The organism is Serratia sp. K-E0102, assembly GCF_029962625.1.
In the GTDB taxonomy this organism is placed as follows: Bacteria; Pseudomonadota; Gammaproteobacteria; order Enterobacterales; family Enterobacteriaceae; genus Serratia; species Serratia sarumanii.
In genome coordinates, this window is sequence record NZ_CP124754.1 from 2498366 (window position 1) to 2519749 (window position 21384).

The 21384-nt window shown below is 60.2% G+C and carries 20 protein-coding genes; 8 read left to right on the forward strand and 12 right to left on the reverse strand.

The genetic code is table 11. The annotated features are described in order from the left end of the window. Positions 1 to 71 precede the first annotated feature (71 nt). Together SSARUM2_RS12100 and SSARUM2_RS12105 are read left to right on the forward strand one after the other, a co-directional pair. Positions 72 to 1511, forward strand: coding sequence for a serralysin family metalloprotease (locus tag SSARUM2_RS12100; protein ID WP_033648293.1), 1440 nt, complete (start codon positions 72 to 74; stop codon positions 1509 to 1511). Between the two features lie 98 nt (positions 1512 to 1609). After that, positions 1610 to 1924, forward strand: a complete 315-nt coding sequence (locus tag SSARUM2_RS12105) for an AprI/Inh family metalloprotease inhibitor (RefSeq protein WP_033648294.1) — start codon at positions 1610 to 1612, stop codon at positions 1922 to 1924. Between the two features lie 86 nt (positions 1925 to 2010). On the opposite strand, the gene SSARUM2_RS12110 is transcribed toward SSARUM2_RS12105, so the two are convergent. Together SSARUM2_RS12110 and SSARUM2_RS12115 are read right to left on the reverse strand one after the other, a co-directional pair. Continuing rightward, on the reverse strand, positions 2011 to 2307 hold the full coding sequence (locus SSARUM2_RS12110) for a DUF1330 domain-containing protein (RefSeq protein ID WP_060451565.1): 297 nt from the start codon (positions 2305 to 2307) through the stop codon (positions 2011 to 2013). A 1-nt stretch (position 2308) separates the two neighbouring features. Then, positions 2309 to 3103: a GntR family transcriptional regulator gene (locus SSARUM2_RS12115; protein WP_223181988.1), complete on the reverse strand. Its 795-nt coding sequence runs from the start codon at positions 3101 to 3103 to the stop codon at positions 2309 to 2311. Positions 3104 to 3441: 338 nt separating this feature from the next. Here SSARUM2_RS12115 and SSARUM2_RS12120 point away from each other — a divergent pair, with 338 nt between their 5' ends. The 6 genes from SSARUM2_RS12120 (at position 3442) to SSARUM2_RS12145 (ending at position 9842) form a co-directional block, all read left to right on the forward strand. Next, the gene (locus SSARUM2_RS12120; RefSeq protein WP_049235069.1) at positions 3442 to 4044 is read left to right on the forward strand and encodes an amino acid synthesis family protein; all 603 of its coding nucleotides are present in this window, start codon (positions 3442 to 3444) and stop codon (positions 4042 to 4044) included. Continuing rightward, the gene (locus SSARUM2_RS12125) at positions 4016 to 4843 is read left to right on the forward strand and encodes an alpha/beta hydrolase (protein ID WP_048321561.1); all 828 of its coding nucleotides are present in this window, start codon (positions 4016 to 4018) and stop codon (positions 4841 to 4843) included. Before SSARUM2_RS12120 ends, SSARUM2_RS12125 begins: the two co-directional genes overlap by 29 nt. Continuing rightward, positions 4830 to 5759 carry a flavin reductase family protein gene (locus SSARUM2_RS12130; RefSeq protein WP_049235070.1) on the forward strand — a complete coding sequence of 310 codons (930 nt, stop codon included), beginning with the start codon at positions 4830 to 4832 and terminating at the stop codon, positions 5757 to 5759. Before SSARUM2_RS12125 ends, SSARUM2_RS12130 begins: the two co-directional genes overlap by 14 nt. Positions 5760 to 5778: 19 nt before the next feature. Then, a complete protein-coding gene (locus SSARUM2_RS12135) occupies positions 5779 to 6816 on the forward strand; it encodes an LLM class flavin-dependent oxidoreductase (RefSeq protein WP_033648300.1) in 1038 nt (345 codons plus the stop codon). 11 nt (positions 6817 to 6827) lie between these two features. After that, positions 6828 to 8294 (forward strand): aldehyde dehydrogenase, encoded by a 1467-nt coding sequence (locus SSARUM2_RS12140; RefSeq protein WP_033655043.1) that lies wholly within the window; start codon positions 6828 to 6830, stop codon positions 8292 to 8294. Positions 8295 to 8456: 162 nt separating this feature from the next. Next, positions 8457 to 9842 (forward strand): cytosine permease, encoded by a 1386-nt coding sequence (locus SSARUM2_RS12145; RefSeq protein ID WP_033648302.1) that lies wholly within the window; start codon positions 8457 to 8459, stop codon positions 9840 to 9842. 405 nt (positions 9843 to 10247) lie between these two features. Here the strand turns inward: SSARUM2_RS12145 and pqqF are convergent, their stop codons facing one another. From pqqF to SSARUM2_RS12195, 10 genes are all read right to left on the reverse strand, one after another. Then, positions 10248 to 12563: a pyrroloquinoline quinone biosynthesis protein PqqF gene (pqqF, locus tag SSARUM2_RS12150; protein WP_060438662.1), complete on the reverse strand. Its 2316-nt coding sequence runs from the start codon at positions 12561 to 12563 to the stop codon at positions 10248 to 10250. A 2-nt stretch (positions 12564 to 12565) separates the two neighbouring features. Beyond that, positions 12566 to 13702, reverse strand: coding sequence for a pyrroloquinoline quinone biosynthesis protein PqqE (gene pqqE, locus SSARUM2_RS12155; RefSeq protein ID WP_060438661.1), 1137 nt, complete (start codon positions 13700 to 13702; stop codon positions 12566 to 12568). After that, on the reverse strand, positions 13695 to 13973 hold the full coding sequence (gene pqqD, locus SSARUM2_RS12160) for a pyrroloquinoline quinone biosynthesis peptide chaperone PqqD (RefSeq protein WP_033653178.1): 279 nt from the start codon (positions 13971 to 13973) through the stop codon (positions 13695 to 13697). Before pqqD ends, pqqE begins: the two co-directional genes overlap by 8 nt. Beyond that, positions 13973 to 14728, reverse strand: a complete 756-nt coding sequence (pqqC, locus tag SSARUM2_RS12165; protein WP_033634535.1) for a pyrroloquinoline-quinone synthase PqqC — start codon at positions 14726 to 14728, stop codon at positions 13973 to 13975. Before pqqC ends, pqqD begins: the two co-directional genes overlap by 1 nt. Positions 14729 to 14737: 9 nt before the next feature. Further along, on the reverse strand, positions 14738 to 15649 hold the full coding sequence (gene pqqB, locus SSARUM2_RS12170) for a pyrroloquinoline quinone biosynthesis protein PqqB (protein ID WP_033653177.1): 912 nt from the start codon (positions 15647 to 15649) through the stop codon (positions 14738 to 14740). Positions 15650 to 15706: 57 nt separating this feature from the next. Then, on the reverse strand, positions 15707 to 15784 hold the full coding sequence (gene pqqA / locus SSARUM2_RS12175) for a pyrroloquinoline quinone precursor peptide PqqA (protein ID WP_004937827.1): 78 nt from the start codon (positions 15782 to 15784) through the stop codon (positions 15707 to 15709). 117 nt (positions 15785 to 15901) lie between these two features. After that, positions 15902 to 16951 carry a dipeptidase gene (locus tag SSARUM2_RS12180; RefSeq protein WP_060438660.1) on the reverse strand — a complete coding sequence of 350 codons (1050 nt, stop codon included), beginning with the start codon at positions 16949 to 16951 and terminating at the stop codon, positions 15902 to 15904. Positions 16952 to 17086: 135 nt separating this feature from the next. Continuing rightward, positions 17087 to 18010 (reverse strand): LysR family transcriptional regulator, encoded by a 924-nt coding sequence (locus SSARUM2_RS12185; RefSeq protein ID WP_060438659.1) that lies wholly within the window; start codon positions 18008 to 18010, stop codon positions 17087 to 17089. A gap of 141 nt (positions 18011 to 18151) precedes the next feature. After that, positions 18152 to 19621, reverse strand: coding sequence for an aspartate aminotransferase family protein (locus SSARUM2_RS12190; protein ID WP_033638493.1), 1470 nt, complete (start codon positions 19619 to 19621; stop codon positions 18152 to 18154). 18 nt (positions 19622 to 19639) lie between these two features. After that, on the reverse strand, positions 19640 to 21022 hold the full coding sequence (locus SSARUM2_RS12195; RefSeq protein WP_072269732.1) for a diaminobutyrate--2-oxoglutarate transaminase: 1383 nt from the start codon (positions 21020 to 21022) through the stop codon (positions 19640 to 19642). Between the last annotated feature and the right edge of the window lie 362 nt (positions 21023 to 21384).

The window sequence follows — 21384 nt, forward strand, 5'->3', positions numbered from 1 at the left end:
TCAGGATCTTGATTATCCCCAAGGGACATTTCGGATGTCATAGCAATACTAGCTACTTTGTGGAGAAAGTTATGGGTAATACCATGAATGGAAACGAAACGGGTTGGGACAGCGTTAACGATCTTATTCACTACCATGAGCGCGGAAATGGTCTGACGATAAATAACAAACCGTCTTATGACATAAATCAGGCGGGGTTGCAGATCGCGCGCGGCGATAAAACCTGGAATGGCGTGCACGTCACGGGAAAAGAGGCGACGGTGACCTATTCCTTCCCGGATTGGGATTATAACGAACTGAACCTGGGCCACCGCTCCCCGGAACGTGATACGGGGCTGAGCGCGTTCACGCAACAGCAACAAGAACAGGCGAAGCTGTCTTTGCAATCCTGGGCCGATGTTGCCAACATCAAATTTGTCGAAGTTGCCGCAGGCCAACCCTCCAATATTACCTTTGGCAATTATGAGGGGACAGGACAAGCGTATGCTTTGAAACCGTTCTCATATAATGGCAATGATTACAGGGGGTTCAATTCTGATGGGCAAAGTTGGTACAACATTAAGAATCACTCCGAAAATTTGCATCCTGAGCTAGGTAATTACGGCCGCTTAACCATTACCCATGAAGTTGGCCATACTCTCGGGTTAGATCACCCGGGCACTTATAATGCGGGGCAAGGCAGCCCAAATTATACCAAGGCAGTTTACGCCGAAGATACCCGGCAGTTTAGCGTAATGAGTTACTGGAATGAATCCATTACCAACGCGGATCATGGCCATTACTATGCCGCTGCGCCGCTGGTTGATGATATCGCGGCCATCCAGCATCTTTACGGCGCCAATATGACCACCCGAACCGGCGACACCGTTTACGGGTTTAATTCAAATACAGGCCGAGACTTCTATACGCTCAACGACAGCCACGACAAACTGGTGATGTCTGTTTGGGATGCAGGCGGTAATGATACCCTTGATTTCTCGGGGTATAGCCAAAATCAACGTATCAACTTGAACGAAGGCGCTTTCTCCGACGTCGGGGGATTAAAAGGGAATGTTTCCATCGCCGCTGGCGTCACCATCGAAAACGCGATAGGGGGCTCAGGTAATGACGTCATTGTTGGGAATCACGCAGACAATACGCTCAAAGGCGGCGCCGGCAACGATGTCATTTACGGTGGAGCGGGCCAGGATCAATTATGGGGAGGGCAAGGCAACGACATTTTTGTCTTCTCTGATGTGAATGACTCGCCTGTTCGGGCTCCTGATACCATTTGGGACTTTGAGTCAGGCAAGGACAAGATCGATCTGTCCTTCTTCAACCAGGGCGCTAAAGGCAGTGATTTCATTCAGTTTGTCGATCATTTCAGCGGGCAGGCCGGTGAGGCGCTGGTATCCTATGATACCCAGAGCAATCTGAGTGAATTGGCCTTCAATATCCATGGCGGTGCAAATCCAGACTTCCTGGTGCACATCGTCGGGCAGGCCGACGTCGCTGTTGACTTTATCGTGTAAAACGGCAACGGTGGGCGATGATGCCCACCGTTTCGCATGGGCCAGCTATGTGCAAATTTATTCTTGTCGGAATAATTTTCTTGTTTTCAGGAGCCTCTATGGCAAGCAGTCTGGTGTTACCTTCCGCCGAAACGCTATCCGGGCAGTGGACGGTCAGTGATAAATCAAAGTCTTGTGTTGTGCAGCTCAACGCGGAGAGTGTGGAATCGGCCGGCGGCTATAGCCTGAAATTTTTATCTGATTGCACGCCCGACGTCTTGCCGCAAGAGCCTGTGGCGTGGCGTCCTGCTCCCGATGGCATTGCGCTGTTGGACAAGGATGGGCTGACCGTACTTTTCTTCTCTCAGGAAGACGATCATTATCGCAGCCAGATCTGGGCTGAAACTGGGAAGATCCTGAAGAGAAATAACTAGCGGAAAACGCCGGCCTGACCCGGCGCTTCTGAACGCGGTTATCACGCCTCACATCACCCAGCCTCCGCCGTAACGGCGGGGGCTTTTTAATGGGCGGGCGGCAAGCCGTCGACGATGGTAATCATGGCTTCCGCCACGTGGCGCCGCTGTTGTTTCGCCAACTGATAGGTCGGCGAATGGTAGCAGGCCAACGCGGTGGCGTAGTCGTCGAATTCGATCAGCACATGTTTCACAAACGATGGGCCTTCCAGCGTTTGCGCCTGTTCGCCGCGGGCGAGAAAACGGGCGTTGAACTGGCGAAACGCCTGGGGCGCCAAATCCATGTAATGCTGATATTGCTGCGGATCTTTCACGGTAACATGGGCGATCCAGTAAGCGGGCATCTCAGGACTCCTGTTGCAGAATGCGCTTGGCCAGCGCGGCGGCCTCGGTCAGGTGATCGATGACTTCTTGCCTGGCCTGCGTCGGATTGTTTTGTTCGATGGCGTGATAAATGCGCGTCATGCGCTCGAAACCGGCCAGCTGGCGCTCCGGGGTTTTCAGGGTCAGGGCGCGCAGGCGGCTGATGCGGCTATTCAGGCGTTGAACGATTTCCCAGGCAATGGCGTGATGGGCCACCTGGAAAATGGTTTCATAAAAGGCCTGCGAGGCTTCAACGCGCTGAATATCGTCCTGCCCGGCCGACGCCTGATTAATCGCAATTAATTTTTCATGCAGTTTCTTTTTATCTTCCGGCCCGGCTTTCAGGGCGCAGTCGTGAGCGGCATCCTGTTCAAGCAGCAGGCGAATAGTATAAATCTGCTCGGCAATTTCCCAGGTCAGAATAGCGACAATCGGCCCTTTCTTGCCGAGCGTTTCAATGAGCCCCTCCGCTTCGAGATAACGGATCACCTCGCGCACCACGCTGCGGCTGACGCCCAGCTCCTCGCACAGGCTGCGTTCCACCAAACGATCGCCGGCCTGAAAATACCCTGAGATAATCGCCTGCCTAATTTTCGCCAATGCCAATTCGCGCAAGGTGACCGGTGCATTCTCAATTTTCAATGACGCCTGAACCATAATTGTCTCTATTTTTTGTGGATCATCATTAATCCGGATAACGACGCGAATTCCCGTTTGCCCGGTACTATTAACATCTTTCCAACCTGCAAAGCAACGGCGGCCGATTTCGCGCCGCATCGCCAAAACGGTGAATGTTGCCGCAGCTCACAAAATCGAAAGATAGCCTAAAAAAACCGCTTTTCGGTGCCGATAGCCGCTGGCTCAACGGCTGCGGCACGGGCACAGGGTGCTGAGCGGACGCGGTTGTGGCCGGCGTTTCATTCCCTGCCAAAGTCCACGAAAATTTACTAATGCATTGATTAACCGCTGTTATTTTCAAATGTGCTCTACCGCCTCAAGTGAAAATAAGAATACCGTATTATGGTATACCAAATTTTGACATGCCAATCTGCCCGATGCTATACCCTCGACTCGCGACATCTGATTAACATTTGATTTACTTTTCGAGGTCCCTTATGCATCAAGACATCCGCAAGACCCTGGTTTCCACAGAAACCCTCTACGCCGACGGCGGCAAATCGGCCGGCAAACCGCTGGTGATGATCGCGGCGGCGGCGGTGATCAAAAACCCCTGGGCCGGGCAAGGCTTTGTCGAGGATCTGGCGCCAAAGATTCGAGAAATGGCGCCGGTGCTGGGCGAGCTGCTGACCGGTTTGATCCTCAAAGAAGCCGGCTCCGGCGAGCGGGTGGAAGCCTTCGGCAAAAGCGCGGTGGTGGGGCTGGGCGGCGAGTTGGAACATGCCTCGGCGCTGATCCACACGCTGCATTTCGGCAACCACTACCGCTCGGCGGTCAACGGCAAGAGCTATCTGGCGTTCAACAATACCCGCGGGCCGGCCAACGCGCCGATCCTGATCCCTATGATGGGGAAAAACGACGAAGGCAGCCGCGAGCACTACCTGACATTTCAGTTCAACATCAACGACGCGCCCTGCGACGATGAAATCGTCATCGCACTGGGCGCGGCGCTGGGGGGGCGGCCGCACCACCGCATTGGCAATCGTTATCTGGATCTGAAAGAGCTGGGCCATGATCAGAACAATCCGGCAGCTGTCTGAACCCGCTCTGCGGGTGGGGTATTTGGAGGCCGGGCGTGGCGAGCCGCTGGTGTTGATCCACGGCGTAGGCATGAACGCGGAGGCCTGGTATCCCCAGCTCGATGCGCTCAGCGCGCACTTTCGGGTCATCGCCGTCGATATGCCGGGCCACGGAGAAAGCGAAGGCTTCGCCCACGCCGCGACGCTGGAGGATTACGTGCGTTGGATGGCGGCCTTCTTAAACACCCTGGGCGCGCCGAGCGCGGCGGTGGCGGGGCACTCGATGGGGGCGTTGATCACCGCCGGTCTGGCGATCGATTATCCGGAGCGGGTCAATCGCGCGGTGGTGATGAGCGGCGTGTTTCAGCGCTCAGCAAAGGCCAGCGCCGCGGTCGCGCAACGCGCCAGCGCGTTGGCCAGCGGCCAGACGCAGCTCGACTCGCCGCTGAGCCGGTGGTTTGGCGCCGATCCCGCCGAACAGGGTCTGCGCCGGCAGGTGGGCGGCTGGTTGCAACAGGTGGACGTAGCGGGTTATGCCCGCGCCTATCAGGCGTTTGCTACCGGCGATCGGGTGTATGCCCCGCGTTGGCACCTTATCCGCTGCCCGGTGTTGGTGCTGACCGGCGAGCACGACGCCAATTCCAGCCCGGAGATGGCGCGGCAAATGGCGCAGGCCGCACCGAACGGGCGCGCGGTAATCATTGAGAACGCCAAACACATGGTCAGTCTGACCGATGCGCAACGCGTCAACGCGCTGATGCTTGATTTTCTGACCTCAGAGCAACCTTTGACTTTAGGAGCAGCAAATGGACGCGGATAAACGCAGGCAGTTACGCGACGCTTTCGGCGCCTTTATGACCGGCGTCACCATTGTGACCTCGGTAGACAAACAGGGGCGGCCGATTGGCTTCACCGCCAATTCGTTTTCGTCGGTGTCGCTGGATCCGGCGCTGCTGTTGGTGAGCATCGATAAACGTTCGGCGAATCTGGCGCATTTTACCCAGTGCAGCCATTTCGCCATCAATATTCTGGCGGAACAGCAAAAAGAGGCTTCAACCATTTTTGCGCAAAAGAACGAAGACCGCTTTGCGCTGATCGATTGGCGCTGGAGCGCGTCACGGGTGCCGCTGATCGATAACAGTTCGGCGTGGTTCGACTGCTCGCTGCATCAGGTGGTGGACGCCGGCGACCATGCCATTCTGATCGGCCAGGTCGAAGGGTTCGAGTCCAACGCCACCGCCGGTCTGGGGTATTACCGCGGCGCTTATTTCACGCCTTATCAAAACGCGCAGTCGCTGATTGGCGGGCCGCAGGTGGTGGTAAGCGCGTTGATCGAGTTTGAAGGGCACGCCGTGATGGTGCGGCAAAATGACGGCGGCTATCAACTGCCGTCCAGCGCGGTGGAGAAACGCAGCGTCAGCGAAACGTTGGGGGAGCTGCTGCAACAGCTGGGCATTAATGCCCATCCGGGCTTCGTCTATTCCGTCTATGACGACCGCCAAAAGCACCAGCAACACATCGTTTTCCTGTGCGCGCTGCCGACCGACGCCGGCAGCCTGACGCCGCAGCTGAGCGCGGCGGAATGGTTCGACATGCCGACGCTGGCGCGGCTGCCGATCAAGGATCCGGCGCTGCGATCGATGCTGGGCCGGTTCGTCAAAGAAAACGCCGTGGGCAATTACGGTATCTATTATGGCGATGAGCACAGCGGTGCCATCAAGCAATTCGCCGGTTAAGGCTGAACGGGAGAGTGTGATGAAACTGTCTTTATTCGTGCATATGGAACGAACGTTACCCGACGAACCGCAGGAAAAGCTCTACCAGGAGATGATCGAACTGTGTGAAATCGCCGATCGCGGCGGCATGCACGCCATCTGGACCGGCGAGCACCACGGCATGAATTTCACCATTGCGCCGAATCCGTTCATCAATCTGGCGGACATTGCCCGGCGCACCTCGCGGGTGCGGCTCGGCACCGGCACCATCATTGCGCCGTTCAATCACCCGATCCGTCTGGCGGGCGAGGCGGCGATGACCGACATCATCACCGGCGGCAGGCTGGAGCTGGGCATCGCGCGCGGCGCCTATTCCTATGAATACGAACGGCTGATGCCCGGTTTGACCGCCTGGGATGCCGGGCAGCGCATGCGCGAGCTGATCCCGGCGGTGAAAAAACTGTGGCAGGGCGACTATGCCCATCAGGGGGAATACTGGTCGTTCCCGGCGACCACCTCGTCGCCGCTGCCGAAACAGCAGCCGCATCCGCCGATTTGGGTGGCGGCGCGCGATCCCAACAGCCACGAATTTGCGGTGCAAAACGGCTGCAACGTTCAGGTTACGCCACTGCATCAAGGGGAAGAGGAGATCGTGCGGCTGGTGACCTGTTTCAACGAGGCGCGTGCACGCTTCGCCGCCGAGCAGCCGCTGAAGATCATGCTATTGCAGCATGGCTACGTAGCGGAAGATGAGGCGGACGCCCGCCTGGCGGCGGAAGAGCTCAACCGTTTCTACCACTACTTCGGCGCCTGGTTCAAGAACCAGCGGCCGGTGCGGCAAGGGCTGATTCAGCCGCTGAGCGACGAAGAGATCGCCGCCAATACCTATTACTCCGCCGAGATGATGCGCACCAACCTGGCTATCGGCACCGCCAATGAGGTCATTACGCGGCTGAAAAAATATGAGGCGCTGGGGTATGACGAGTTTGCGTTGTGGATCGACAGCGGCATGAGCTTTGCGCGTAAAAAGGCCTCTCTGGAGCGGTTCATTCGCTGCGTGATGCCGGAATTTCACTGACGGAGGCGCTAATGGAATCGTTCAAACTCTACATCGATGGCCGGTTTGACGCCGGTTCGGCCACCTTCGACTCGATCAACCCGGCGAGCGGCGAACCCTGGGCGCAGGTGGCGGAAGCCCGCGCGCAGGATGTGGATCGCGCCGTTGCGGCGGCGCACCGGGCTTTCCAGGGGGCCGAGTGGCGCGATATGACCGCCGGCGCGCGCGGCAAGCTGTTGTTGCGGCTGGCCGACTTGCTGGAGCAGCACGCCCCCGAGCTGGCGCGGCTGGAAACGTTGGATACCGGCAAGATCATCCGGGAAACCCAGGCGCAGATCGCTTATGTGGCGGAATACTACCGGTACTACGCCGGCCTGGCCGACAAGATGGAAGGCAGCGTGCTGGCGATCGACAAAGCCGACATGGAAACCTGGGTACGTCGCGAACCGATCGGGGTAGTGGCGGCGATCGTGCCCTGGAACAGCCAGCTGTTTCTTGCGGCGGTGAAAATCGGCCCGGCGATCGCCGCCGGCTGCACTCTGGTGGTCAAAGCGGCGGAAACCGCGCCGGCGCCGCTGCTGGCGTTCGCCAGACTGATAGACGAGGCCGGTTTTCCACGCGGCGTATGCAATGTGATCACCGGTTTTGCCGCCGAATGCGGTGCGGTGCTGACGGCGCATCCGCAGGTAGACCACATCGCCTTTACCGGCGGCGCGGAAACCGCGAAGCACATCGTTCGCGGCAGTGCGGAAAACCTCGCCAGCACCTCGCTGGAGCTGGGCGGAAAATCGCCGTTTATCGTTTTCGATGATGCGGATCTGACCAGCGCGGCGAATGCGCAGGTGGCGGCCATTTTCGCCGCGTCGGGCCAGAGCTGCGTAGCCGGCTCGCGCCTGCTGGTGGCGGAAAGCATCAAGGACGCGTTTTTGGCCCGGCTGACGGAGAAGGTGCGCAGCATCCGCATCGGGCCGCCGGATCGCCCGGACACCCAGTTCGGGCCGCTTTGCACCAGGCAGCAGCAAGAGCGGATCGCCGCCATCGTCAGCCGTTCGCTGGAGCAGGGGGCAAAACTGGTGATTGGCCACGCGGCGATCGACTCACCGGGCTTTTACTACCCGCCGACGATTGTCGATTGCAGCGCGCAACCCGACGCCGAGTGCGTGAAACAAGAGCTGTTCGGCCCGGTGCTGTCGGTGTTGACCTTCAGGGACGAAGCGGAGGCTATTCAGCTGGCCAATGATTCTGCCTATGGCCTGGCGGCCGGCATTTTCACGCAGAACCTGACGCGCGCGCATCGGGTGACCCGTCGCCTGCGGGTGGGGGTGGTGTGGCTGAATACCTATCGAGCGGTATCGCCGCTGGCGCCGTTTGGCGGCTACGGCCAGTCGGGGTTTGGCCGCGAAGGCGGGATTGACGCCGCGCTGGAATACACCACCAGCAAAACGGTGTGGCTGCGCACCAGCGACGATCCGATAGACGATCCCTTTGTCATGCGCTGAGTCAGCGCAATCAGGCGCGATTTCAGATCGCGCCGGCAGCCCCGTTTTCATCGCATTGATGCAGGCGACCGCAATGTCGCCGGGGCAGACGCACGCTTTTTTCGACCTATTCGCACGCTAACACGCTGTAAAAAATAATAATCCACGTTAACCGGGGGATATATGAACTCTCAGCCAGAGCAGACCGCGTTTATTGAAGACAAGTCGATAGATTTTGTTCCCGCCGGGGAGCGTCATGGCCATGCCCGCAGCCTGTTTACCCTGTGGTTTTGCACCAATATTGCGCCGCTGGCGGTCGTGACCGGGGCGATCTCCACACAAACGTTTCATCTCAATATTCTCTCGGCGCTGAGCGCGATTATCGCCGGCCACCTGTTCGGCGGTATTTTTCTGGCGCTGACCTCTGCCCAGGGGCCACAGGTCGGAATACCGCAAATGGTGCAGAGCCGGGCGCAGTTTGGCCGCTACGGCTCGCTGTTGGTGATCGTGTTCGCCACGGTGATCTATCTGGGGTTCTTTATTTCCAACATCACGCTTTCCGGCAAGGTCATCCATAACGTCATCCCGTCATTGAACATGGGCGTGGCGACGGTGATTGGCGCGGTGTTGGCAACGTTGATCGGGGTGGTGGGCTACCGTTTCATCCACAAGATCAACAAAATCGGCGCCTGGGTGATGGGCAGCGCGCTGATTCTCGGATTGGTATTGATGTTTTCTCAACCGCTGCCGGCGGATTTTTGGCAGCGGGGATCGTTCAGCATTGCCGGTTGGTTCGCCACGTTCTGCATCGGCGCCGTCTGGCAAATCAGCTTCTCGCCCTACACGTCAGACTATTCGCGTTACCTGCCGGCGGAAGTCGGCATTGCCAAACCCTTCCTGTATACCTACCTGGGCGCCTGCAGCGGCACCATTTTGGCCTTCGTGTTCGGCGTGGTGGCGGTCAATCTGGTCGCCGGCAGCGACGATGCCATGGAGGCGGTGCGCCAGGCGACGGGAGGGCTGGGGCCGGTGCTGATGGTGCTGTTTCTGATCAACATCATCTGCCATAACTCGATGAATTTGTACGGCGCGGTGCTTTCACTCATCACTGCGGTACAAACCTTCTTACCGCAGTGGATGCCGAATGCGCGTATACGCACGCTGTTCTCGGCGCTGATTTTGCTGGGGGCTGTGTGGGTGGCGCTGGTTGCCTCGGCCAACTTCGTTCATCTGTTCCTGAACCTGATTTTTGCCTTGATTTCGGTGCTGATCCCCTGGTGCATGATCAACCTGATTGATTTTTACCTGCTTAACCGCCAACGCTATGACATTTCGGCCATTTTCAGCGCCGACGGCGGGCGCTACGGCCTGCTAAACACCCGCGCGCTCGGCGTTTATTTCGGCGGTATTGCGGTGCAGGTGCCTTTCGTCGAGAACGCATTCTTCTCCGGCCCTTACGCCAATCTGATCCCGGGTGCAGACATTTCCTGGGTGATCAGCATGGTGCTGACCGGTATCGCCTACCCATTGTGTTGTTCGCGACGGGCTAACTGGGCGGTGCAATTATAATTCTCCTGCATCCCGGCCAGCATAAAAGGCCGGTTTGAGTGATATGATAAAGTAATTTTTAGAACAGGATGTTTCTAATTTTTTAATTTATTAAATTAGATAATAATCGTATGAAATGGCTAAATGGATTTGGGCTAACTTATGATTGTTATATTAATGTTGCTGCTCATGGTGTTTTATATATCGCTAGCTTATGAGTTTAAAAGAATGAAAAAGCGAAGAATATATGCCTGCCATAAAAAGAAAAGGAGGGCGTCGGTTAGGCGATTAATCAACATGCTGTTATTCAAGTAATTTCCCGAAGTAGTTCTTACAGGAGGGAACACGATTATTGAGATATATCTCCCTCTGGTTATTAGTTGTTTCGCTACGTTTATATTGCGTCGGGTTGGCTCCGACGCAACATCAGCCTGCGGCGAATAGCCGCTGCTGCCAATAGGCCAGTTGCGTCAATGTCATGGGCTCGGCGGCAATGATTGCGTGATTTTCCAGGGCGATTTCGCGGGCGCGTTGCAATGGCTCGGCGCTGAGGCGCTGCACGCTTTGCCGCAGCGCCTGTTGCGTTTGCGCCAGCTCGTTTGCGCCCACGTGCGCCAGCTCATGACGCATCTGTAGTAAGAATTCGTCGGTTAACTGCCGCAGCTGTTCAACGTTGAACGTTGGGGATTGCAGCGCGAACAGCAGGCCTTCGGCATCGGCGCAGCGGTGGAAGGCGCATTGCACCACGTAGCCCACGTTGCGATCCACGCGCAACCGCTGAAAATAGCGCGGCGCGTAAAGCTGGGCCAGCACGCGCAGCGCCCAACGGCTTTCGGCTTCGCCGTTCGGCAGCGGGTAAAACTGCAGCAAGGCGTGTTCGGCGCCGCTTTCCGTCAGCGTGACGGGGCGATGATGCTGATATATCGGCAGCGGCGGCTCGGCGGCCACGGGATAGGGGAAGTCGTACAGCAGGTGCGAGAGCTGCCGTTTTAACTCGCCATCGCCGCCGACTAAGGTGGCATGCCACTGCACCGCTGTTGCTGTCGGCGCGCTGAGCGCCGCGGGCAATTGGGCCAGCAGGCGACGAATGGCGATGTCGTTTTGCTCTTGCAACTGCGTATGGCGCAGGTTTCTCGCCGCCTCGTTGAGAATGGCCGACGGCAACGCCGCCAGCGCCCGGTTCACCTCGCTCAGCCCGTGGCAAAGCAGCGCGGGGCTGCCCGCCAGCTGCAGCAGCCACGCACCCTGGTGGCGTTCGAAGCTTAAATGTCCTTCCCGATGCGCCAGTTCGGCCGCCCCGGCGCGCAGCGCCGCCTGTAAGCCGTAGGCCTGTGCATCACTGAAGGGGCTGGACGGCGTCGGCCGCAGCAGCAGCACCGGCTGCGCTTCGTCGGGGCGCAGATGCCGCACCGGCGCCAGGCCGGCAGGCAATGTCGGGGGCGGCAGGGCCGCCGAGGAGGAGAAAAAGCGGAAGGGTTCAGTCGTAGCCGTCAGCGCGGCGCCGGCGAAGGGGCCAAGCGCCAGCGGCAGCCCTTGAATTTCACGGGTTTCACCGCCGCCTTCGGGCCGCACGGCCAGGCGACGGCGCGGCGCGCTAATCAACGCCGCAATATGCCGTGGCCAATCGTCGTTCGGCTCCGCCGGCGGCAGCCCAAACGCTCTGGCACGCAGCTGGTCGAGCGGCGCCAAACGGTGGAAATCGCGATTTGCCAGCCGCTCGTAATGCGCAAGCTGGGCCGGTGTCAGCACCTGCAGCGCCTGCAGCCACGCCAGCAGGGCGCTTTCGATGCAGGCAGCCTCAGCGGCTGAACCGTGATTGACGGTAAAGATAAAACTCAGCAGCGCGTTGTTCTCGCTGCAGCGCGAATAATCGAGCCGAACGGCATCGCACCACGCCTGAGCGCGCAGCCGGGCCAGCAGCCCGCCGGGGGCTTCGTCCAGCAGCAGGCGCTCCAGCCGCCGCAGCCAGCCGCGCGAATGGGAGCGCGGCAGGGCAAACACCAGTCTCAGCTGCGGCGTGCCGGGCAGCGTCAGGGTGTAATCTTCCGCAGCGGTCAGCGGCGGTGAGCTCTCGTGCGGTGAGCCGTTGCCCGCCGGCAGCCGGCTGCCGTAGCGCTGGGCCAGCGCATGCAGCTGCGCCAGCGATTGCGGGCCTTGCAGCCACAGCGTCAGGTTTGGCGCGCGAAAATAGCGCTGATAAAACTGCCGCAGCGCCAGCTGCAACGCGGAAATATCGCTGCCGAAGGCGGCGCGGCTGCCGATATGAAAGCGATGCATTGCGTCAAGGCCGCTGAACATCTGTCGCTGCGCGGCTTCGCAGCGGGTTTCCACATCGGCGCGCAGCAGGCGATATTCAGCGTCGATGACCTCAATCTCCTGAGCGATCGCCTCGGCCGCCAGCTGCGGGGCGGCGAGCATATCGCTCAGCCGCGCCAGCCCCGGCGCCAAATGGTCTGCGCTCACCTCGAAGAAGAAGGCGGTTTGCGAGGCCTGGGTGGTGGCGTTCAGCCGGCCTCCCACCGAGGCGACCCAGGCCATCAGACCATCTTGCACGCCGTAGTTCGCGCTGCCGCGAAACAACATATGCTCCAGCAGATGCGCCAGGCCCGGCCAGGCGACGGGCGCCTGAAAACTGCCCGCTTCAATGCGCACCAGCGCGGCGGCGCCCGCGGCGGCAGGATCGCTTATCGCCTTGACGGCCAAACCGTTGTCGAGCTGCCACGAGGCGGCGGCGGGTGTCATCGTCAACCCTTGAAAATCAGACGAGAGTTGGCCTGATTGCGAAAACGCAGCTGATCGATACCGATCTGCGAGCGATTCGCCGCTTCCCGCGCCGCCAGAATGGTGCCGTGGTGGGGCGATTTGCCGCACACCGGATCGGCGTTGTCGGCGTTGCCGGTCAGCATGAACGCCTGGCAGCGGCAGCCGCCGTAGTCTTGCTCTTTCTCCGAGCAGGAACGGCACGGCTCCGGCATCCAGTCATAGCCGCGATAGCGGTTAAACCCGAACGAGTGGTACCAGATATGCTGCAGATCGTGCTCCAGCACCGACGGGAAGGCGATCGGTAACTGACGGGCGCTGTGACAGGGTAACGCCATGCCTTCCGGCGTTACGCTCATGAAGATGGCGCCCCAGCCGCCCATGCAGCCTTTGGGGCGCTCCTCGTAGTAGTCCGGCGTGACGAACAGCAGGTTGGCCAGCTTGCCGTCGGTGGCCATGCGTTCGCGGTAGCGTTTCACCACCGCTTCCGCGTCGGCGATCTGCTCGCGGGTCGGCAGCAGGCCCTCGCGGTTGAGGTGCGCCCAGCCGTAGAACTGGCAGGTCGCCAGCTCGACGTCGTCGGCGTCCAGCTGGATCGCCAGTTCGATAATGCGGTCGATCTGGCCGATATTATGGCGATGCAGCACGAAGTTGAGCACCATCGGATAGCCGAGCGCCTTGACCGCCTTAGCCATGGCCAGCTTCTGCTGAAACGCCTTGGCGGAGCCCGCCAGCGCGGCGTTCAGCGTTTCATCGCTGGCCTGAAAACTGATCTGGATATGGTCCAGCCCGGCATCGGCGAAGGTCTGCAGCTTCTTCTCGGTCAGGCCGATGCCGGAGGTGATCAGGTTGGTGTAAAAGCCGAGCTCGCGCGCGGCGGCGATCAGCTCGGGCAGATCTTTACGCACCAGCGGCTCGCCGCCGGAAAAACCGAGCTGCACGCTGCCCATCGCCCGCGCCTGGCGAAACACCTCGATCCACTGCGCGGTGGTCAGCTCTTTTTCCTGCGCGGCGAAATCGAGCGGGTTGGAGCAATACGGACACTGCAGCGGGCAGCGGTAGGTCAGCTCCGCCAGCAGCCAGAGCGGCGGGTTCACCGCCGGCGCGCGCGCTTCAGTCACGGAAGGTCACCCATTTTTGTTCGTAGGCGCGCTGGAAAAACTCCAGCACGTCTTCCGCCAGCCCTTCGGCGCCGGGGAAGCGGGCGCTCAACAGGGCGATGATGCCGTTCAGCGTGGTGTGGCCGTCGACCAGTTGCAAGATGGCGGCGGCGCTGTCGTTCAGCTTGGCCATGCCTTCCGGGTAGAGGATCACGTGGCTGTTTTGCACTTGCTCCCATTGCAGGCGATAGCCGCGGCGGAAGACGGGGGTGTGTTCAGGGTTCAGCGTCATTACACCAGCCTCTGGTTGTGCCATACCCGCGCGGCGGTCACGCTGTGGTAAGGCGGGCGGTTCAGGGTATAGGCCATGCTCATGGCATCCAGCATGCTCCACAGAATGTCCAGCTTGAACTGCAGGATCTCCAGCATGCGCTGCTGTTTTTCTACGGTGTCGCAATAGTCCAGCGCCAGCGCCAGGCCGTGTTCCACATCGCGGTTGGCCTGGCCGAGGCGGCTGCGGAAATAGTCGTAGCCGGCGGCGTCGATCCACGGGTAGTGCTGCGGCCAGCTGTCGAGGCGCGATTGGTGGATTTGCGGCGCGAACAGTTCGGTCAGCGAGCTGCAGGCCGCTTCCTGCCAGCAGGCGCGGCGCGCGAAATTGACGTAGGCGTCCACCGCGAAGCGCACGCCCGGCAGCACCAATTCTTCAGAGAGCAGGGCGTCGCGCTGCAGCCCGACGGCTTCGCCCAGGCGCAGCCAGGCTTCGATGCCGCCTTCGCTGCCGCCGTAGCCATCGTGATCCAGGATGCGCTGCACCCATTTGCGGCGGGTTTCCGGCTGTGGGCAGTTGGCCATGATCGCCGCGTCTTTGATCGGAATGCTGGTCTGGTAGTAGAACCGGTTGGCCACCCAGCCCTGGATCTGTTCGCGGGTCGCTTCGCCGTTGTGCATCGCGATGTGGTACGGGTGGTGAATATGGTAATAAGCGCCTTTGGCGCGCAGCGCCGCTTCAAATGCCGGCGGAGTCAGGGGCAGTGGTTGCGTCATGGCGGTTCCCTACAGTTCGATATTCATGCCGTCCCAGCTCACTTCAATGCCGGCGGCGGTCAGGCTTTGCCGCTCTACCGAGTCTTCATTGAGGATAGGGTTGGTATTGTTTATGTGGATCAGGATCTTACGCCTGGCGGGCAAGGTGGCGAGCAGGGCCGCCAGCCCGTGTTCTTCCGCCAGCGCCAGATGCCCCATGTCCTTGCCGGTATTGCGGCCCACGCCGGCGTTGGCCAGCTCGTTGTCGCGCCACAGCGTGCCGTCGATCAGCAGGCAGTCCGCGCGGCGCAGCCACGGCAGCAGCGCCTCGTCCGGCTCACCCAGGCCCGGCGCGTACAGCAGCGCCACCCCGCGCGCGGTATCTTCGATAAACAGCGCCACGTTGTGGCCCGGCATCGGGCGATCGCGGAACGGCGAATAGGGCGGCGCGTTGCTGAGCAGCGGAATGGCGGTAAAGCGCACGTTCGGGCAGACCATCGTGCGGAACGGCTCGCCGGGCGTCACCGGGTGGTGAATCAGGCCGCCGTTCCAGTGTGAGAGCATGGGAAATACCGGGAAACCGGTGCTGAGATCGTCATGCACTTCAGGGGTGCACCAGACGTGATGCGGGCAGCCCTCGCGCAAATTGAGCAAGCCCGCGCTGTGATCGATCTGGCTGTCGGTCAACACGATCGCGCCGATGCCGGTGCCGCGCAGCACCTCGGGATTATTCAATTCGGGCGAGGCCAGCAGCTGATGGCAAATGTCCGGGGAAACGTTGCACAGCACCCAGTTTTTACCGTCGTCGCTGACGGCGATGGAGGACTGCGTGCGGCGCGTGGCGCTGATGCTGTGGTCGCGAACGCCCCGACAGTTGTCGCAGTTGCAATTCCACTGGGGAAAGCCGCCGCCCGCCGCCGAGCCGAGAACTTTTATCTGCATGTCTAAACCAGAAAAGAAGGAAAGAAATGCCCGCGCGAAAGGCGGGCAGACGGGCGATTAACGGTTGGAAATGTACAGCGTCACTTCCAGCCCCAGACGCAGATCAACAAACTCAGGTTTAGTCCAGGTAGTCATAGCGGTGCTCCTTTGCATGCATCGTAATAAGTCGAACCCAATGAGAAACGTTCGCATTCGGCCGGCCCAATGTTGGCGAAATGTGACGGAGATCGCAACCTTTAAAGCGTAACCGGGTTATTCACCCCAGGCGGCGGTGAGCGCGTTCAGCCAGTTGCGCCAGGTCAGCTTCTCCAGCAACCGGTTATCGAACCCGGCCTGCGCCAGCGCTTGCGTCAGGCGCGGCAGGCCAGCGGCGTCCTCCAGCGGTTGCGGTACGTTGACCCCGTCAAAATCAGAGCCAAATCCCACGCGATCTTCACCAAGTTTAGCGATCAAATACTCAACGTGTTTAACAATTTCTGTTAAGCCGGTTGTTGCACTGTCACGTTTACCGTCCGTACGCAGGAAGGCGGTGCCGAAATTGACGCCGACCATCCCGCCGCTCTGGGCGATGGCGCCCAGCTGTGCGTCGGTCAGGTTGCGCGGCTGGGGGCAGAGGGCGTGGGCGTTGGAGTGGGTGGCGACCAGCGGCGCGTTGCTCAGCGCGGCGGTTTGCCAGAAGGTTTTCTCGTTCATGTGCGAGACGTCGATCATGATGCGGCGGCGGTTGCAGGCGCGGATCAGCGCCTCGCCGGCCGGCGTCAGGCCGGGGCCGGTATCGGGTGAGCCCGGGAACGGCCCGCTGACGCCGGTGCCGAAGGCGTTCGGCAGATTCCAGAATGGCCCGATGCTGCGCACGCCCAGCCGGTAGAAGGCCTCCAGCTGCGTCAGCTCCGCGTCGATCATGCCGGCACCTTCGATATGCAGCACCGCGGCAATTTGCCGGTTGAGGCGGCACTGTTCTATCTCGGTGGCGGTGCGGCAGATGCGCAGCCGCCCCTGAGAAGCCTGCTCCAACTGCTGCAGGATGGCGATCTGCCGTTCGGCGATCGCCAGCGGATCGAAGGCGGCCTGTGCCTCGTCCTGCGTTTGGTTGCGCATCTGGGCGATATAGCTGACCGGGGGAATAAATACCGCGAACAGTCCGCCGAAAAATCCGCCGCGCCGCATGCGGGAGAAATCGAGGTGGCCCGGCGTGACGCGGGAATAGAAGGCGGCGGCCGGATCGTCGTCGTGCTGCAGCCACAGGTTGAGCAGCAGGTCGTTATGGCCGTCGAATACCGGCCAGAGAGGGGGAAGCGTCATGAGCGTTTCACTGAGTCAGGCATCGTGAACGCTATGTTCTCCCATCGCGCGAGGGGGAACAACCCTCAGGGTATGGGGGCTTTGCCGTTGGCTGGATCACTCGACGTCAGTAATGCAAATCTAGTGACATTGTCACTATTCGCGAAACGGTTCCTGCACGCGCTGGCGACAGACCGACAGCACCAATTGCCGCAGCCAGCGGTGATCCGCCTCGGCGTCCAGGCGCGGATGCCACATTTGCGACACGGTGATAGGCGGCGTTTTCACCGGCAGCTCAAAGACGCGCAGCTGGCCGTCGGCCGGTTGAGCGTGCAGGAAGGAGGCGGGCAACAGCGCCAGCAGGTTCGAGGCCTGCGCCACCGCCAGCGCGGCCGGAAAACTCGGCACCACGGCGGCAATCTGGCGCGTCAGCCCCAGCTCCGCCAGCGCGGCGTCTACCGGCCCGAGAATGCGCCCGCTGCGCGAGGCCACCACGTGGCCGCAGGCGGCGTAGTCGGCGGCGCCGATCTCCGGCTGCGGCGCAAGCGGGTGTGAGGTTCTCATCACGCCGACGAAGCGATCGCGGAACAGCGCCTGCAGGCGGATTTCCGGGCCCATGTCACCCAGCACGCCTATCTCCAGATCGACCAGCCCTTCACGCAGCGGGCGGTCGCTTTTCTCCGGCTTGGGCGCAAAGCGCAGCCGCACCCGCGGCGCCTGTTCGGCAGCGGCGGCGATCAGCGCCGGGCCGAAGGCTTCGACGAAGCCGTCGTTGGCACGCAGCGTGAAGGTACGATCCAGCTCGGCGGGATCTAATGCTCCCTGCGCCGGGCGCAGCAGCGCACGGGCTTCGAATGCCGTATTTCGCGTCCGCTCGCGCAGCGTTTCGGCATAGGGCGTCAGCACCATATGACGGCCGGCGCGCACCAGCAGGGGATCGCCGGTGGCCGCGCGCAGCCGGTTGAGGGTGCGGCTCATCGCCGAAGCGCTTAAACCGAGACGCCGTGCGGCGCCGACGACGCTGCCCGCCGTCAGCAGCGCATCGAGCGCGATCAACAGGTTGAAATCAGGGTCGGTCATGCGTGCGTATCCTGTGGCGCTGGAATGAGAGAAGGCGTTTGATGCAGTATATCAGCGTAAACGCTGCGTCTCCTGCGATCTGATGAGCAATAAAAAAGCCGATAACGCAAGTTATCGGCTTGAGTGGCACACTGCGCGGCGTTACGCCGGCAGCTGCTGCGCGGTTTTCTCGACCAGCGCCAGCAACAGCTTGATGTCTTCCAGCGTCACGATCGGGTTCAGCAGCGTCATCTTCAGGCAGGTTACGCCATCGAACTCGGTCACGCCGACGTTGGCGCGGCCTGATTCCAGCAGGGCGTCGCCGATGCGCTGGTTGAACAGGGCGACGGCCGCGTCGCCGTTCGCCGCCAGCTGCGCCGGACGGTAGCGGAACAGCACGCTTGCCAGCTGCGGCTGCATCACCAGTTCCAGCGATTCCTGATCGGCGATGTAACGCGCTACCTGTTGCGCCAGCGTCACGCCATGATCGATGATCTCGGCGTATTGCTTCTGCCCCAGCGCCTCCAGCCCCATCCACAGCTTCAACGCATCGAAGCGGCGGGTGGTCTGCAGCGACTTGGACACCAGGTTCGGCACGCCTTGCGCTTCGTCGAACTCGGAGTTCAGGTAGGCCGCCTGATAGCGCATCAGCTCATAGTGACGCTCGTCTTTCAGCAGGAAGGCGCCGCAGCTGATGGTCTGGAAGAACTGCTTGTGGAAGTCCAGGGTAATGGAGTCCACCAGTTCCAGGCCGTCCAGGTAGTCGCGGTACTGCTCGGAAAGCAGCAGCGCGCCGCCCCAGGCCGCATCCACGTGCACCCAAATCTGCTGCTGCGCCGCCAGCCGCGCGATGTCGCGCAGCGGGTCAATGGCACCGGCGTCGGTGGTGCCGGCGGTGGCGACAATCGCCATCACCTGCTCGCCGTTGGCCTTGGCCTGCGCCAGTTTTTCCGCCAGATCGTTCACGTCCATGCGGGCGAAGCGATCGGTTTTCACCAGGGTGACGGATTGATAGCCGAGGCCCATCAGCGCCATGTTCTTCTGCACCGAGAAGTGGGCATTTTCAGAACAGAACACCTTCAGCTTGCGCAGATCGCCCACCAGGCCGTCCTGCTGCACGGAGTGGCCCTGACGCGCGAAGAATGCATCGCGCGCCAGCATCAGCCCCATCAGGTTGCTCTGGGTGCCGCCGCTGGTGAACACCCCGGCGTCGCCGGGCTGGTAACCAACCTGGGCGCGCAGCCATTCGATCAGCTTCATTTCGATCAGCGTGGCCGACGGGCTCTGATCCCAGGAATCCATGCTCTGGTTGGTGGCGTTGATCAGCACTTCGGCGGCCTGGCTTATCACCAGGCTCGGGCAGTGCAGGTGCGCCACGCACTGCGGGTGGTGAACCGACAGGCTGTCTTTCAAAAAGTACTCGATGGCGCGATCGATCGCCGCCTGGTTGCCCAGGCCTTGCGGGGTGAAGTCGAGCTTGATGCGCTCGCGCAGTTCGGCAACGCTTTTGCCCTGATACATCTCGGGCTGTTGCAGCCACTGCACGACGGCTTCACTGCTCTGCGCGATCGCCTGGCGGTAAGCCTCGGCGCTGTGCGCCGAGGAAGCCAGAATCGGGTTTAACTTGGACATCGCGGTCATTCGCTCCAATCAGACTGGCTTGACGCCGGCGGCCAACAGCGCCTGCTCAAATTTATCGAGGAAAATACCCAGCTCATCGTTGGTGATCAGCAGGGAAGGCAGCAGACGCAGCACGCAGCCATTGCGCCCGCCGCGCTCCAGGATCAGACCGGATTCGAAGCACTTTTTCTGCAGCAACGCGGACAGCTCGCCATCGGCCGGGTAGCAGCCCATGTGATCCTGCGCTTCGTTCGGCTTGACGATCTCGATGCCGATCATCAGGCCCAGGCCGCGGACGTGACCGATCACCGGATAACGTTTCTGCAGCTCGGCCAGTTTGCCTTTCAGCCACTCGCCCTGCGCGGCCACTTTGTCGGCGACCTGGTGCTCTTTCAGGTATTGCAGGGTGGTCAGGCCGGTGGCCATCGCCAGCTGGTTGCCGCGGAAGGTGCCGGTGTGGTGACCCGGTTCCCAGGCGTCGAACTCTTTCTTGATGCCCAGCACCGCGAGCGGCAAGCCGCCGCCGACCGCTTTCGACATCACGATGATGTCCGGCTCGATGCCCGCGTGTTCGAAGGCGAACAGCTTGCCCGTACGGGCGAAACCGGCCTGAACTTCGTCGATGATCAGCAGAATGCCATGATCCTGCGTCACTTTGCGGATGCGCTGCAGCCACTCGGCCGGCGCCGGGTTAACGCCGCCTTCGCCCTGAACGGCTTCCAGGATCACCGCCGCCGGTTTGCGCACGCCGCTTTCCACGTCGTTGATCAGGTTGTCGAAGTAGTAGGTCAGCGCCTTGACGCCGGCTTCGCCGCCGATGCCCAGCGGGCAGCGGTATTCATGCGGGTAAGGCATGAACTGCACTTCCGGCATCATGCCGTTGATCGCCGCCTTCGGCGACAGGTTGCCGGTGACCGACAGCGCGCCGTGGGTCATGCCGTGATAGCCGCCGGAGAAGCTGATCACGCCAGAACGGCCGGTGTGCTTTTTCGCCAACTTCAGCGCGGCTTCCACCGCATCGGCGCCGGACGGGCCGCAGAACTGCAGGCAATATTCTTTGCCTTCGCCCGGCAACAGAGAGAGCAGGTAATCGGAGAAACGATCTTTTAACGGGGTCGTGAGATCGAGAGTATGTAACGGCAAGCCGCTGGTAATGACATTTTGGATGCTTTGCAGGACGTCGGGGTGATTATGTCCAAGAGCCAACGTTCCCGCCCCGGCCAGGCAATCAAGATATTGATTATTCTCAACATCAGTGATCCAAACGCCCTGGGCTTTCGCAATTGCCAACGGCAATTTGCGCGGATAACTCCTAACATTCGACTCAAATTCGGCTTGGCGCGCCAAATAGGTTTCATTGTTTCCGTTTAATGAGTTTGCAACTAAAGTATCAATACGGACTTTATCCGTCATCATATCTCTCCTACAACCGAAGGTCTCAAGACGCAACGATTGAATTAATGAATTAGAAAAGTAACTGCCTTGTGAAAAGCGCGACCAATATATGGCTTTTTCGCCTGGGACTCAATAGCCGATTTTGTTTTGAATTGTTTAGTTTTTTCTTAGGCTCATCAATATGTTGTTGATTTGTTGACCGTTGGTTTTGCCGGCAAAAAACAACATTTCTTTAACATTGCGTAAAAATGCTTTTCTGCTTTCCTTTGGCTGCTTCTTTAATGCATTTATTATTAAGGTGAATTTCCGATTAATAACATAAATAGAAAATAGCGGCTTATTTTCATCTATTCACCACCTTAAGTCCTAAAGCGGTTATA

Coding starts and splice junctions, on each gene's coding strand:
- SSARUM2_RS12120 (WP_049235069.1), top strand. CDS start 3,442: ATGCATCAAGACATCCGCAAGACCCTGGTTTCCACAGAAACCCTCTAC.
- SSARUM2_RS12130 (WP_049235070.1), top strand. CDS start 4,830: ATGGACGCGGATAAACGCAGGCAGTTACGCGACGCTTTCGGCGCCTTT.
- SSARUM2_RS12185 (WP_060438659.1), bottom strand. CDS start 18,010: ATGACCGACCCTGATTTCAACCTGTTGATCGCGCTCGATGCGCTGCTG.
- SSARUM2_RS12115 (WP_223181988.1), bottom strand. CDS start 3,103: ATGCGGCGCGAAATCGGCCGCCGTTGCTTTGCAGGTTGGAAAGATGTT.
- SSARUM2_RS12180 (WP_060438660.1), bottom strand. CDS start 16,951: ATGACGCTTCCCCCTCTCTGGCCGGTATTCGACGGCCATAACGACCTG.
- SSARUM2_RS12100 (WP_033648293.1), top strand. CDS start 72: ATGGGTAATACCATGAATGGAAACGAAACGGGTTGGGACAGCGTTAAC.
- SSARUM2_RS12140 (WP_033655043.1), top strand. CDS start 6,828: ATGGAATCGTTCAAACTCTACATCGATGGCCGGTTTGACGCCGGTTCG.
- pqqD (WP_033653178.1), bottom strand. CDS start 13,973: ATGACGCTGAACCCTGAACACACCCCCGTCTTCCGCCGCGGCTATCGC.
- SSARUM2_RS12145 (WP_033648302.1), top strand. CDS start 8,457: ATGAACTCTCAGCCAGAGCAGACCGCGTTTATTGAAGACAAGTCGATA.
- SSARUM2_RS12105 (WP_033648294.1), top strand. CDS start 1,610: ATGGCAAGCAGTCTGGTGTTACCTTCCGCCGAAACGCTATCCGGGCAG.
- pqqC (WP_033634535.1), bottom strand. CDS start 14,728: ATGACGCAACCACTGCCCCTGACTCCGCCGGCATTTGAAGCGGCGCTG.
- pqqB (WP_033653177.1), bottom strand. CDS start 15,649: ATGCAGATAAAAGTTCTCGGCTCGGCGGCGGGCGGCGGCTTTCCCCAG.
- SSARUM2_RS12110 (WP_060451565.1), bottom strand. CDS start 2,307: ATGCCCGCTTACTGGATCGCCCATGTTACCGTGAAAGATCCGCAGCAA.
- SSARUM2_RS12190 (WP_033638493.1), bottom strand. CDS start 19,621: ATGTCCAAGTTAAACCCGATTCTGGCTTCCTCGGCGCACAGCGCCGAG.
- pqqA (WP_004937827.1), bottom strand. CDS start 15,784: ATGACTACCTGGACTAAACCTGAGTTTGTTGATCTGCGTCTGGGGCTG.
- SSARUM2_RS12135 (WP_033648300.1), top strand. CDS start 5,779: ATGAAACTGTCTTTATTCGTGCATATGGAACGAACGTTACCCGACGAA.
- SSARUM2_RS12125 (WP_048321561.1), top strand. CDS start 4,016: ATGATCAGAACAATCCGGCAGCTGTCTGAACCCGCTCTGCGGGTGGGG.
- SSARUM2_RS12195 (WP_072269732.1), bottom strand. CDS start 21,022: ATGACGGATAAAGTCCGTATTGATACTTTAGTTGCAAACTCATTAAAC.
- pqqF (WP_060438662.1), bottom strand. CDS start 12,563: ATGACACCCGCCGCCGCCTCGTGGCAGCTCGACAACGGTTTGGCCGTC.